Origin of the sequence: Falsiroseomonas frigidaquae, assembly GCF_012163145.1 — a bacterium.
Classification (GTDB): Bacteria; Pseudomonadota; Alphaproteobacteria; order Acetobacterales; family Acetobacteraceae; genus Falsiroseomonas; species Falsiroseomonas frigidaquae.
This window is the reverse complement of the sequence record NZ_JAAVTX010000004.1, coordinates 253,073-265,909: the sequence shown is the minus strand read 5'-3', so window position 1 is coordinate 265,909 and position 12,837 is coordinate 253,073. Positions and strand designations below refer to the sequence as shown.

Annotated in this window: 8 protein-coding genes; 5 read left to right on the top strand and 3 right to left on the bottom strand. The window is 71.8% G+C overall.

All coding sequences use genetic code 11. The features are described from left to right. Positions 1 to 20 precede the first annotated feature (20 nt). From HB662_RS13835 to HB662_RS13820, 4 genes are all read left to right on the top strand, one after another. Positions 21 to 1,004 carry a TRAP transporter substrate-binding protein gene (locus tag HB662_RS13835; RefSeq protein WP_168050402.1) on the top strand — a complete coding sequence of 328 codons (984 nt, stop codon included), beginning with the start codon at positions 21 to 23 and terminating at the stop codon, positions 1,002 to 1,004. 168 nt (positions 1,005 to 1,172) lie between these two features. Beyond that, a complete protein-coding gene (locus HB662_RS13830; RefSeq protein ID WP_168050401.1) occupies positions 1,173 to 2,159 on the top strand; it encodes a TRAP transporter substrate-binding protein in 987 nt (328 codons plus the stop codon). A 1-nt stretch (position 2,160) separates the two neighbouring features. After that, positions 2,161 to 2,724 (top strand): TRAP transporter small permease, encoded by a 564-nt coding sequence (locus HB662_RS13825; protein WP_209443285.1) that lies wholly within the window; start codon positions 2,161 to 2,163, stop codon positions 2,722 to 2,724. Between the two features lie 2 nt (positions 2,725 to 2,726). Continuing rightward, positions 2,727 to 4,058: a TRAP transporter large permease gene (locus tag HB662_RS13820; RefSeq protein ID WP_168050400.1), complete on the top strand. Its 1,332-nt coding sequence runs from the start codon at positions 2,727 to 2,729 to the stop codon at positions 4,056 to 4,058. 56 nt (positions 4,059 to 4,114) lie between these two features. Here HB662_RS13820 and HB662_RS13815 read toward each other — a convergent pair whose 3' ends face one another. Then, positions 4,115 to 5,071, bottom strand: a complete 957-nt coding sequence (locus HB662_RS13815) for a peptidoglycan-binding domain-containing protein (RefSeq protein WP_168050399.1) — start codon at positions 5,069 to 5,071, stop codon at positions 4,115 to 4,117. A gap of 137 nt (positions 5,072 to 5,208) precedes the next feature. Between HB662_RS13815 and HB662_RS13810 the strand changes: the two genes are divergently transcribed. Then, positions 5,209 to 6,537, top strand: a complete 1,329-nt coding sequence (locus HB662_RS13810; RefSeq protein ID WP_168050398.1) for a TAXI family TRAP transporter solute-binding subunit — start codon at positions 5,209 to 5,211, stop codon at positions 6,535 to 6,537. Here HB662_RS13810 and HB662_RS13805 read toward each other — a convergent pair. Together HB662_RS13805 and HB662_RS13800 are read right to left on the bottom strand one after the other, a co-directional pair. After that, positions 6,518 to 11,266 carry a DUF4011 domain-containing protein gene (locus HB662_RS13805; RefSeq protein WP_168050397.1) on the bottom strand — a complete coding sequence of 1,583 codons (4,749 nt, stop codon included), beginning with the start codon at positions 11,264 to 11,266 and terminating at the stop codon, positions 6,518 to 6,520. The two genes, HB662_RS13810 and HB662_RS13805, sit on opposite strands and share 20 nt — an antisense overlap. Continuing rightward, the gene (locus HB662_RS13800; protein WP_168050396.1) at positions 11,263 to 12,828 is read right to left on the bottom strand and encodes a Na+/H+ antiporter; all 1,566 of its coding nucleotides are present in this window, start codon (positions 12,826 to 12,828) and stop codon (positions 11,263 to 11,265) included. The genes HB662_RS13805 and HB662_RS13800 overlap by 4 nt, the downstream gene beginning before the upstream one ends. Positions 12,829 to 12,837 lie beyond the last annotated feature (9 nt).

Sequence of the window (12,837 nt, the reverse complement as noted above, 5' to 3'; positions counted from 1 at the left end):
ATCCGAGGGACAGCTTCACCATGATCGACCGCCGCAACCTCCTCGCCGCCGCTGGCGCGGCCCTTGCCATGCCTGCGCTGTCGCGCGGCGCCGCCGCGCAGACGCGCTGGCAGATGGCCACGCCCTATGCCGACGGCAATTTCCACACCCGCAACATCCGCCAGATGGTGACGGAGATCGAGGCCGCGACCAGCGGGCGCCTGTCCATCCAGCTGCATTCTAACGGCGCGCTGCTGCCGATGCCGCAGATCAAGCGCGGCGTGCAGACCGGCCAGGTGCAGGCCGGCGAGATCCTGCTGACCGCCTATTCGAACGAGGATGTCTTCTTCGACGCGGACGCGATTCCGCAGCTCGTGACCAACTACCCGCAGGCCAAGAAGCTGGCCGATCTGCAGAAGCCGTATATCGAGACGCGACTGGGGCGGCAGGGCCTCAGCCTGCTCTACATGCTGCCCTGGCCGCCGGCAGGCCTCTACGCGCAGAACCCGATCCCGACCATCGAGGGCCTGCGCGGCCTGCGCTTCCGCACCTTCAGCCCGGCGACCAACCGCTTCGCCGCCCTGGTCGGCGCGCAGCCCACCCTGGTGCAGTCCGCGGAACTGGCGCAGGCCTTCGCGACCGGCGTGGTCCAGGCGCAGATCACCTCCGCTGCCACGGGCGTGGATACGGCCGCCTGGGACTACGCGAAGGTCTTCACGCCGCTCGGCTTCTCGATGACCAAGAACGCCGTCCTGGTCTCCCGCCGCGCGCTCGGCGCATTGTCCGAGGCGGACCAGGCTGCGGTCCGCGCCGCCGCGGCCGCCGCGGAGACGCGCGGCTACGAGCTGAGCGCGGAGGCGCAGCGCAACACGGAGTCCACGCTCGGCCAGCGCGGCATGCAGATCGTCCCGCCGACCGAGGAATTCCTCGCCGGCCTGCGCCGCATCAGCGCGACGATGACGGATGAGTGGGTGGCGCGCGCCGGCGCCGACGGCGCCAAGCTGATCGCCGACTACAAGGCCTGACCCGGAAGCCCTCTCCCTCCGCTCGCGGGGGGAGAGGGTTGGGTGAGCGGGGCCCGACCTTCGCCACGCGCGACGCGAAACGTTCGCTGCACTGCAACAGCCCCTTGCGCGCTTCGCCGTTTGGCCCCGATGATCACAGCAACACACTGCCATTCGGGGGCTTCAGACATGATCATTTCGCGCCGCGCCATTCTGGCGGCTGGCCTCGCCGCGCCTGCGCTGCCCCGCCTCGCCCAGGCGCAGACCACGCGCTGGCAATTCGCCTCGCCCTACCCGGACGGCAACTTCCACACGCGCAACATCCGCGAGTTCATCACCGCGGTGGAATCGGGCTCGGGCGGCAAGCTTTCCATCCAGCTGCACAGCAATGGCGCGCTGCTGCCGCTGCCGCAGATCAAGCGCGGCGCGCAAACCGGCCAGGTGCAGCTCGGCGAGATCCTGATCTCCGCCTATGGCAATGAGGACCCGCTGCTGGAAGTCGACAGCATCCCGCAGCTGGTGACCGACTACGCAGGCGCCAGGAAGCTGGCCGACCTGTCCCGCCCGATGCTGGAGGCGCGGCTGGCGCGGCAGGGGCTGTCGCTGCTCTACACGGTGCCCTGGCCGCCGTCGGGCTTCTACACCAACTTCCCGGTGGACACGCTGGAGGCGCTGCGCGGCACCAAGATGCGCACCTTCAACGTGATGACCAACCGCTTCGCCACGCTGATCGGCGCCACGCCGACGCTGGTGCAGGCGGCCGAGATACCGCAGGCCTTCGCCACCGGCGTGGTCAATTCCATGGTCACCTCCGCCGCCACCGGCGTGGACAGCGCCGCCTGGGACTATGCGAAGTTCTTCACGCCGATCGGATTCACCTGGACCAAGAACGCGGTCTTCGTGAACCGCCGCGCGCTGGAGGCCCTGCCGGCCGAGGTACAGGCCACCGTGCGCAGCGCCGCCGCCGCCGCCGAGACGCGTGGCTGGGCGATGAGCGCCGCCGCCCGCGACTCGGCGCAGGCCAGCCTGGCAGCTCGTGGCATGACCGTCGCCACCGCCTCGCCTGCGCTGATGCAGGGCATGGCCCGCATCGGCGCCACCATGGCGGATGAGTGGGCGGGCCGCGCCGGCGAGGATGGCCGCAAGATCATCGCCGATCTGCGGGCGGCGGGCTGAGATGGGCGCGCTGCGCCGGGCTGAAGTGGGCGCGCTGCGCCGGGGACTGGACCTGCTGTACCTGGCCGGAGGCATTGCCGGTGGCATGGCGCTGGCCGGTATCGGGATCATCATCGCGTTGCAGGTAATCGGCCGGCAGTTCGGCCTTTCGCTGGATGGCGCGGATGACCTGACGGCCTTCGCCGTCGCCGGCTCCGCCCTGCTGCCGCTGGCCTATGCCTTCCGGCACGGCGCGCATATCCGCGTCGACCTCATCATCGGCCATGTGAAGGGCGCCGCCCGCTTCGGGATGGAGACGCTGGCGCTGGTGCTCAGCACTGGGCTGGCTGCCTTCCTGGCCTATGCGGTCGGTGACCTCGCCTTTGATTCCTGGCAGTTCGACGACGTGGCGCAGGGCACCGTGCCCTGGCTGCTCTGGGTGCCGCAGGCCGCCTGCGCCGTGGGCTGCGGGCTGTTCGCGCTGGCTTTGCTGGACGATCTGGTGGTGCATCTGTCCGGCGGCACACCCTCCTACCGCCGCGCGGCGGAGGAATCGGCCCTGGAACGCGCGATGGGGGAGATCTGAGCATGGACCTCGCGCAGACCGAGGCCGGGCTCCTGCTGCTCGGCGTGCTGTTCCTGATTCTCGGCCTCGGCGTCTGGATCGGGCTGGGGTTGTTGATGACCGGCCTTGTCGGCGTCGTCGCCCTGCCGATGCTGATGACCGGCATGGCCAGCTTCCCGGCGGAGAAGGTGCTGGGCAGTGCCGTCTGGGGTTCGCTCGCAAGCTGGACGCTGGCGGCGTTGCCGCTGTTCATCTGGATGGGCGAGATCCTGTTCCGCACCCGGTTGTCGGACGACATGTTCCGTGGCCTGGCGCCCTGGGTGCAGTGGCTGCCGGGGCGGCTGATGCATGTGAACGTCATTGGCTGCGGCATCTTCGCCGCCGTCTCGGGCAGTTCCGCCGCCACGGCGGCGACCATCGGCAAGATGTCGCTGCCGGCTCTGACCCAGCGCGGCTACCACCAGCCCCTGGCGATCGGCTCGCTCGCCGGGGCCGGGACGCTGGGGCTGCTGATCCCGCCTTCCATCGTCATGATCGTCTATGGCGTGGCGGCGGAGGTCTCGATCGTGCGGCTGTTCATCGCGGGGCTGTTGCCGGGGCTGCTGCTGATCACGCTGTTCAGCGGCTACATCGCCATCTGGTCGCTGCTGAACCCGAAGCTGGTGCCGCCGGCCGATCCGCCGATGCCGTTGCGTGAGAAGCTGCGCGCCAGCGGCCAGTTGCTGCCGGTGCTGGTGCTGATCGGCTTCGTCATGGGCAGCATCTATTTCGGCTGGGCGACGGCGACGGAAGCCGCGGCCTTCGGCGTTGCCGGCGCGCTGGCGCTGTCCGCCTGGGGTGGCACGCTGAACCGCAAGTCCTTCGCCGCCAGCCTGATGGGCGCGGTGAAGCTGTCCTGCATGATCAACCTGATCCTGGCGGGCGCGGCCTTCCTGACCAAGGCGATGGCCTATTCCGGCATTCCGGCCGCGATGGCCACCTGGGTCGGCAGCCAGGGCTTCAGCCCGTTCATGATCATCGCCTTCCTGACGGTGATCTACCTGCTGCTCGGCTGCTTCATCGACGGCATCAGCATGATCGTGCTGACCGCATCCGTGGTGCTGCCGATCATCGCGCAGACCGGCTTCGACCTGATCTGGTTCGGCATCTTCATCGTGCTGGTTGTGGAGATGGCGCAGATCACGCCGCCTGTCGGCTTCAACCTGTTCGTGCTGCAGGGGCTTACGGGGAAGGGGATGATGACGGTGGCCAGCAACACGCTGCCGTTCTTCCTGCTGATGGTCGCCGCCGTGGCGCTGGTCACCATCTTCCCCGGCATCGTCACCTGGCTGCCCGCCACCATGATGGGCAGCTGAAAACAAAAAGGGCCGGAGGCTTTCGCCCCCGGCCCCTTCGCGCCGCTGAACTTGGCTCAGCGCGGCGGCATGCTGGTCCCGCCGCTGGAACCGCCCGAGCCGCCCGTGCCGCCGGTGCCCGGATCTGCATCCGTCGCCGTGCCGCTGCGCTCCAGGTTGCTGCCCGAGGAGTTCGGGCGCCCGCTGATGCCCGGGCTGGTCGGGCGCGTCGCCGCGCCACCACCCGAACCGCCGGTGCCACCCGTGCCCGGATCGGCGCCGGTCGCCGTCCCGCTGCGCTCCATCGGGTTGCTCGTGCCGCTGCCACCGTAGTTCGGGCTGTTCGGCATCCGGGTGCTGCCACCCGAGCCGCCGGTGCCGCCGGTGCCCGGGTCGGCATCCGTCGCTGCGCCGCTGCGATCCGGGTTGGTCTGGCTCATCTGTGAACCGGCATTGGCGCCGATGCCACCGCCGACCATGCCGCCACCCATATAGGCGCGGTTCGGATCGGTGCGGCCGCTGCTGCCGCGCATCGCCTGGGACCCGCCACCGCTGACATTCAGTGCCGCCATGGTCGCGGAATTGGTGCGGCCCGTGGCTTCGATGTTGTTGGCACGCTGGAAATCACGCAGTGCGCTGCGCGTCCGCGGGCCCATCACCCCGTCCACCGGACCGGGGTTGAAGCCGCGCTGGCTCAGCGCCTGCTGCACGTCGCGGGTGGACCCGCTGGCCGCGCTGCTGCTGCTGCGGTCGTTGTTCATGCCCGGGACGCGCGTCGCCGGATCGTTCCAGACCGGCCGGCCGAGATTGACGTCGCTCGGGGAGGTCGTGGCACCGGCCACTGCACCCGCGCCACCGCCGACCGCGGCACCCGCCAGCGCACCAACCGGACCGCCCAGCGCGCCGACGCCCGCACCCGTCGCGGCGCCCGCCGCAGCACCACCCGTCATGCGTTCCTGCGGATCGGTACCGCAGGCCGCCACCATCAGGCCCAGCGCCGCGGCGCCGAGAAGACGTGCCTTGTTGGTCATCATGTCGTTCCTTCCGTCGTGATGGCCCGCTCTCAGGACCGTTCGTGGTGCCGGGGGAACGCAGGCGGGCGTGAAATGGTTGCGACGGTTGGAGCGCGATGAGTCGATGAACCCTGCGCCATCTGATCCGTTACGCCTGCATGTGGGCCGCCATCGTCACGTTTCTCCGTACCTGGGGCCTGATCGTACTGCTGGTCGCGGGCGGTCTCGGCATTGCGTATCGCTTCGTCGCGCCGCCGCCGCCGCAGATGTTGCGGATCGCGACCGGCCCTGGCGCGGACAGCGCCTATGCCCGCGCCACGCGCCGTTATGCGGAGGCGTTGCGGGCCGAGGATTTCACCGTCGAGCTGGTCGAGAGCCAGGGCAGCGTCGAGAATCTCGCCATGCTGCGTCAGCGCCGGGTCGATTTCGCGCTGGTCCAGGGTGGCGTCGCGGGCACCATGCCGGTCGCCGCACAGGGGCGTGTCGCCTCTGCGCGGCAGGAGGTGGCGCTGGTTTCGCTCGGCTCCGTCTTCTTCGAGCCTGCCTGGGTTTTCGTGCGTCGTGATGCCGGGCGGCAGCGGCTGCAGCAGTTGAACGGTGCGCGCATCGCGATGGGGCCGCCGGGCAGCGGCACGCGTGCCTTGGCGCTGGCGCTGCTGGAGGTGAATGCGGTGGAGCCGGACAGCTTCATAGCCTCCCCGTTCAGCGGCACCGATGCCGCGGATGCGCTGCTGGCCGGGGAGGTTGATGCCGCGATCTTCGTCGCCGCCGAGCCCGGCCCGGCGATCTCCCGCCTGATGGCGGCGGGCGAGCAGGTGGAGCTGGTGGATTTCGAAACCCGCGCCGCCGCCTATGCCCGCCTGCTTCCCTATGTCACGCCGGTGCACCTGCCGCGCAGCGGCTTCTCCCTGGCGCTGGATCTGCCGGCGGAGGATGTGGTGCTGCTGGCGCCCGCGGCTTCGCTGATCGCGCCAGCCGACGTGCATCCGCAACTCGTCAGCCTGTTCATCCGCATCCTGCAGGAAGAACATCGCGGCCGGCAGAGCTTCGCGCCGGAAGGACGCTTCCCCTCGGCGCTGAACCAGGATCTGCCGCTGCACCGCGATGCGGCGCGCTGGTACGAGAGCGGCCCGACCTTCCTGCAGAGCTGGATGCCCTTCTGGGTGGCCGTGACCGTGGAGCGGATGTGGGTGCTGCTGATCCCGCTGCTGACCCTGGCGCTGCCGCTGATACGATTTGCCCCACCGCTTTATACTTGGCAGATGGAAAGCCGCATCTGGCGCTACTACGACGACATGCGCGGCATCGAGGCCGAATTGCCGGCCGCCCGGGACGACGCGGCGCGCGATGCGCTGCTGGCACGCATCAACGGCCTTGAAGGCAAGATCGCCAAGCTCTCGGTGCCCAGCGCCTATGGACGGCAATTCTACGCCCTGCGCCGCGACCTCGACTGGCTGCGCGACCAGGTCACGCAGCGGCCGGGCTGAGCACCCCCGCGCCGACCAGCGCCGCGATGCGGGCCGCGATGGCGGGGGCAGCCGAAGCTTCCAGCCCCAGCAGCCGCACCACGCCGGCCACCAACTCATCCTCGGTCGAGCCGGGCAGCGCGGCGAGCAATGCGGCCGCGGCCGCCTGCACCTCCGCTGGCGGCAGCAGGGCGGCGCGGCGCAGATGCGGCGCGCTGGCGCGACGGTCCCGCGGCTGCACCGGGGGCGCGCCTTCCGCGGTCCAGAAGCCCGCCTCCTCCGTCACGCCTTCCAACTGCTTCGCCAGGCGGAGCGCCTGTTGCAGCGCCGCGCGGTCGGTGGCGGACAGCGCCGCCTGCCCGAAGACCAGGCGCGCGCGTTCCAGCACCGCATCGCCATGCAACGGCTGCTCCACCCGGATGATCTCCGCCAGCAGGGCGGCGAGTCGGGCGAAGGGCTGGTCGGGGATGTTGCCTTCCGGCTTCTCCGGCGCGGCTTCCACATAGGGCTGCGCCAGGCCGGGATCGGTGGAGGGTGCGGCGGTCTGGGCTTCTTCCGGTGAAGCGCCGAGTGCCGCGCGCAGCCGCGCGCGTTCCGCATCCGGTCGCTGCAGCCAGGCCAGGCTCCAGGCGCGGTGCAGCCGCCAGCCCATGCGGCCGAGCGCGGCGCCACGGCCATTGTCGCGGTCCCGCGCACCGCGCAGCGCGGCCCAATCCGCCGCATCGGCCTCGACGCCCAGCAGGTAGTCGCCATCCCGCCGCGCCGCGACATCGAGGAACAGGCCGGCGCTGCCGACGCGCGCCACCGGCTCCATCCCGGCCGCGCTGATTTCCTCCGCGATCACCCGTGCCAGGGGTGCGGTGGCGTCACCGCCCGTGGCGCGGCGGTCCTCACCCGATTCGGCGAAGCGAAGAAACGCCTTCAGCGCGGCGACGCCGGCGCCCGTGGCGCGCTCCAGATCGATGTCGTCGGCGGTGATGCCGGAGAACACCACGCAGCGCGTCTTGGCGCGGGTGATCAGCACGTTCAGCCGCCTTTCACCGCCCTCGGCGGATAGCGGCCCGAAACGCATGGCGAGCTTGCCATCCGCGCCGCGCGCATAGCCGACGCTGATGAACATCGCGTCGCGCTCATCGCCCTGCACATTCTCCAGGTTCTTCACGAAGAAGGGTTCGTGCGGATGCGCGGTGAAGAAGGCCTCCGCCGAGTCATCCTCGCGCCGCAGCGCCTCCACCGCATCCAGGATCGCGTCGCGCTGGCGCAGCGAGAAGGCGGCGACGCCGAGCGTCTCGCCGGGCGTTTCCTTCGCATGGCGCAGCACCGCTTCCGCCACCGCGCGCGCTTCCGCCTGGTTCACGCCGGCGCCGGCCTGCCAGGCACCATCCACCTTCACCAGCGACAGGCCGAGCGCCGCCGACCGGCCGCGCGGGGAGGGCAGCACCATCAGCCTGCCGCCATAGAATTGCGCGTTGCTGGTAGCGATCAGGCTCTCGTGCCGGCTGCGGTAGTGCCAGCGCAGCATCACGTTGGGCACGCCGCGCGCATTGGCCAGGCCGAGGATGCTCTCCACCTCCCGCGCCGCCACCGTGTCCGAGGCCTCCTCCTCCTCCGGCATTTCCTCCTCCGAGGTCATGCGCTGGAAGAAGCGGGTGGGCGGCATCTGCCGGTCATCGCCCACCACCACCACCTGGCGGGATCGTGCGATGGCACCCAGGGCATCGACGGGTTCGATCTGCGATGCCTCGTCCATCACCAGCAGGTCGAAGGTCAGTCCAGGCTTCAGGCCATGCGGCGGCGCCAGCATCTGCGCGACGGAAAGTGGCGACATCAGGAAGACCGGCTTGGCCGCCTGCACCGCGGCACCCGCCCGCAGCAGCAATTCGCGCACCGGCAGATGGCCGCGCTTCTTCTCGAACTCGCCGAGCAACAGGCGGTAGCCCGGCATCTCCCGCACCCGCGCCACGGCGGCGGCATGGGTGGCGGCAACCTCGCGCCGGGCGAGGGCGATGCGGTCCCGGTCGGCGGCGGCAAAATCCACCAGCATCCGGTCGAAGCCGGCGCCATCGAAGGCGGCGAGTTCCGGGCGGGCGCGCATCGCGGCCTTCAACAGCGCCTCATCCAGCGCATCCTGCAGCGCATCGGCGGCCTGGGTGGGGGGCAGGCTGCCATCCGCCAGGCGCTGCACCAGCGGCGCCAGATCCTCCCCCGCCGCCTGCACCGCGCGGCACCAGGCAAGCCAGGGGGTCAGCGCCTCCGGCTGCGCCGCCCAGTCGCCGAGCCGCGCGGCAATCTCCGCGAGTGGCGGATCGGCTTGCCCGAAGGCCTGCGTGAGGTCGAGCTGCGTTGCCGCCGCCAGCTCCTCCCAGGCATCCAGAGCCGCCTGGACCGCCGTGTCGTCCAGCACCGGCATCCCCGCGGCCAGTGCGGCGGCGGCGGCCGCGCCATGCTGGCGGCGCCAGGCCAGCAGCGCGGCCATCGCCGCGGCGTCACCCCAGAGCGTGCCGAAGGCGGCGCGGCCGGTGGCCTCGCCAGCCGCCAGGGCGCGGGCGGCGGCCTGCCCGGCGATGGCGGCGTCCAGCGCCGGCAGTACCGGGGCGCGATCCGCCACGATCCGCGCGGCCAGCGCCTTGGCGGCGCGGTGGGTGGAAGACAGGAAGGACAGGAAACCGCCACCCTCGGCCAGGGTGGCGCGTGCCGAATCCAGCCCCTCCGCGTCCAGGGCGCCCGGGCGCAGCCGCGCATCGCGCCCGGCGGCGGCGAGCGTGGCGGTCGCCTCGACCAGCGCGGCCAGCGGCGCGGGGTCCGCCTGCCAGGCGGGGTGGGCCAGCGCGCCGGCATCATGCGCCGGGGCCTGCGCGATGGATGCCGACAGCGCCAGAAGATGCGCGGCCCCGGCCGGGCCGGGCTCCGCCTGCACCATGGCGGCGGGGGCCAGTGCGGTGGCGCCGGCGGTCAGCGCGCGGATCAGCACCGTCAGCCGCGCCATCAGCCGGTCCTGCGCCAGCGGGTCCAGCGCGCTGCCGACGCCACGCCAGATGCTGCCCGGCCCGCCGGCCGCCGCGCAGGCTGCAAGCTCCGCCCCCGCGGCGCGCGCGGCGGCGATTCGCGCCGCGTCCCAATCCCCGGCCGGCAGGGTGAAGTCCGGCGCCGCCGCGCCCGCGGCCCGTCGCGCCGCCAGGCGGCCAACCACCGCATGCAGCGGGCGCCCGCTTTCGCCCACCGCCTCGCCCATCGCGCGGGCATGCTGGTTCAGCCTGCCGCGCAGTGAACCCAGCCGGCGCAGCACGGGCGCGCGGTCCGGCATCGGCACCGGCGGCGCGGCCAGCGTGGCGCGCAATTCATCCAGCACGGCGCGCTTCGATTGCTTCTCCGCATGCAGTTCCAGGCAGGCGGGGCCGAGGCCGATCTGGCCGAGGCGGCGTTCCACCACCTCCAGCGCCGCCAGTTTCTCGGCCACGAACAGCACGCTGCGGCCATCCAGCACGGCCTGGGCGATGATGGTGGCGATGGTCTGGCTCTTGCCCGTGCCGGGCGGCCCCTGGATGACGACATGGCCCGGCTGGTCGCCCGGCCCACCTGCCGCGTCCCGCGCGGCCCCACCTGCCGCGTCCCGCGCGGCCCCACCTGCCGCGTCCCGCGCGGCCCCACCTGCCGCGTCCCGCGCGGCTCCGCCTGCCGCGTCCCGCGCGGCTCCGCCTGCCGCGTCCCGCGCGGCTCCGCCTGCCGCGTCCCGCGCGGCTCCGCCTGCCAAGTCCCGCGGGGCTCCGCCTGCCAAGTCCCGCGCGGCTCCGCCTGCCAAGTCCCGCGCGGCTCCGCCGCGACGCACCGCCTCCGCCGCCAGCGCCTGGCTGCCATCCATCTCCATGACGTGGTCGAGGCGCTCCACCGGAATCGCCTCGTCCACATCGACATCCGGGTCCAGGACCGGCGGCGATTCCAGCCTCTCGCCGCCGACCAGGGCGCGGATCATGCCGTGCGTCAGCAGGCCCGGGTTCACCGCCGGGTCCAGGTCCCGCCACATCAGGAACTTCTGGAAGGAGAACAGGCCGACCGCCAGCGAATCCGGCTCCACCCGCCAGTTCTCGCGCGCGCCAATGGCGGCCTGCACGACATCCGCCCAGGCGACCGGCGCGAAATCCTCGGCCGGGAAGGGGGGCAATTCGACGCGGAATTCGGCGAGCAGCTTCTGCCGGAGCGACAGGTTCTCCTCCACCTCGCCCCCCGTCGCGCGCAGCCGGAACACCTGAGACACGCCCTGCCGTTCCAGCACCACCGGCAGCAGGGCGAGCGGCGCCAGGCGTTCCGTCTCCGGCGTCGCGGGGTCGCGCCAGGCCAGCGCGCCGAGGGCGAGCGAGAGGGTGGCGATGCCGGTTTCCTCCCGCGCCGTGCGGGCATCCTGCATCAGGTCGCGCAGGCGCCGCGCCAGATCCTCCCGCGGCAGCTTTGCGCGCAGGCGGCTATCGCGCCGTGCATCCGCCCGACTCTGCGCCGCATCGGCCTGTGCCACGCCGTCCACCCGCACCGGGCGACGGGTGCGGCGGGGGGCGGACTCGGGCGAATCGGCCGCGGCCTCGAATGTGAAGGCGCGGCCATCGGCCAGTGCGGCCAGCACGAAGCCGGCATCCTCGTCATCCAGCAGCACCACGCCGCGGGACCGGCCGGGCTTCGGCAGGGACAGCAGGCGGTTGCGGGTGGACAGGTCCAGCAAGCCGCGCCGCGCCGCCTCCAGCTGTTCGGACAGCAGGCTCATCGGGCCCCCAGCAGGCGCAGGATACGCAGTTCCTCGAGGTCCATCTCATGTTCCAGGCTGGCCAGCATCACGTCATTCAAGGCGCCGGCGCGGTGATGGTCCAGCAATGCCGTCCGGCCGGCGCGCAGCGCGGCGAGGCGAATCCGCATCCGCGCCTCCAGCTCCGCATGTCCGCCGCCATCGGCCACGCCATGATAGATCCGGCTGCGCTCGCGGAATTCCGCCAGCAGGTCGCGCGCCACCGCGCCTTCCAGGATATCCTCCGCCCGGTGTTCCACCTCCGCCAGCGTCGCGCGGGCGACATGGCGCCGCGCCTGGGCTTCCTCCGGCGCCATGCCGACCACCCGCTTTTCCGCGACGCCGAAGCGGCGGATCACCCATTCCAGCGTGGTGCCCTGCAGCACCAGCGTCGCCAGGATGGCGCAGAAGGCGAGGAACACCAGCAGGTCGCGCTGCGGGAAATCCAGCGGCAGAGCCAGCGCCGCGGCGAGTGAAACGACGCCCCGCATCCCGGCCCAGGAAATCACCACCAGATGCCCGATGGGCGGGATGCGGCGCGAATCGACCGGCCCTGGCAGCACGCGCGGGATCAGCGCCGTGGGGAACACCCAGATGAATCGGCTGGCGATCAGCGTGACGGACAGCGCCACGGCCAGCCCCACCAGTTCCAGCACGCCATGCTGGGAGATGCGGTCAAGGATGCCGCGCAGCTGCAGCCCGACCAGGATGAAGATCAGGCTGGTCAGCACGAATTCCACGAAGCTCCAGACCGCGCGCGCGCTGATCCGGCTTTCCGGCGTCAGGGTGCGGTGCTGCAACTGGCCGAGCACCAGCCCCGTGGTGACCACGGAAATCACCCCGGACAGGCCCAGCGCCTCGGCCGCGAAGAAGCTGCCGAAGCAGGCGACGAAGCTGGCGGCGATCTCCAGCAGCGGGTCCTCCAGCCGCTTGAACGCCCAGGCGCCGGCCAGCCCGACGCCCCAGCCGACCAGGATGCCGCCGATCGCCACCAGGAAGAAGGACGCCACGGCCTGCTCCACCGCGATGCCGCCGGCGGCCACCGCGGCGATGGCGAAGCGGTACAGCACGAGCGCCGTCGCGTCGTTCACCAGGCTCTCGCCCTCCAGCACCGTCACCAGGCGGCGTGGCATGGGGAGGCGGGCCAGCACGGCGGCGGCGGCCACCGCATCCGGCGGCGCGACGATGGCGCCCAGCGCCACGGCTGCCGCCCAGGGCAGGTCCGGGATCAGCAGCTTGGCGACCACGGCGATGCAGACCGCGCTGAACAGCACGGCGCCCACGGCCAGGAACAGGATCGGGCGGAGATTGGCCCGGAAGGCGCGCCAATCCGTGCGCCAGGCGCTGCCCTGCAGCAGCGGCGGCAGGAAGAAGGCCAGCGCGATTTCCGGGTCCAGCGTGACGGTGGGCAGGCCGGGGATGAAGGCCAGCACCATGCCGCCCAGCACCAGGATGACGGCATAGGGCAGGTTCAGGCGGCGCGCGATCAGCGCGAACCCGATACAGGCCGCAATGAGGGCCAGGACGGCCTGCACGATTTCCATGATGTCAGC

Coding starts and splice junctions, on each gene's coding strand:
- HB662_RS13810 (WP_168050398.1), top strand. CDS start 5,209: ATGTGGGCCGCCATCGTCACGTTTCTCCGTACCTGGGGCCTGATCGTA.
- HB662_RS13835 (WP_168050402.1), top strand. CDS start 21: ATGATCGACCGCCGCAACCTCCTCGCCGCCGCTGGCGCGGCCCTTGCC.
- HB662_RS13820 (WP_168050400.1), top strand. CDS start 2,727: ATGGACCTCGCGCAGACCGAGGCCGGGCTCCTGCTGCTCGGCGTGCTG.
- HB662_RS13800 (WP_168050396.1), bottom strand. CDS start 12,828: ATGGAAATCGTGCAGGCCGTCCTGGCCCTCATTGCGGCCTGTATCGGG.
- HB662_RS13805 (WP_168050397.1), bottom strand. CDS start 11,266: ATGAGCCTGCTGTCCGAACAGCTGGAGGCGGCGCGGCGCGGCTTGCTG.
- HB662_RS13825 (WP_209443285.1), top strand. CDS start 2,161: ATGGGCGCGCTGCGCCGGGCTGAAGTGGGCGCGCTGCGCCGGGGACTG.
- HB662_RS13815 (WP_168050399.1), bottom strand. CDS start 5,071: ATGATGACCAACAAGGCACGTCTTCTCGGCGCCGCGGCGCTGGGCCTG.
- HB662_RS13830 (WP_168050401.1), top strand. CDS start 1,173: ATGATCATTTCGCGCCGCGCCATTCTGGCGGCTGGCCTCGCCGCGCCT.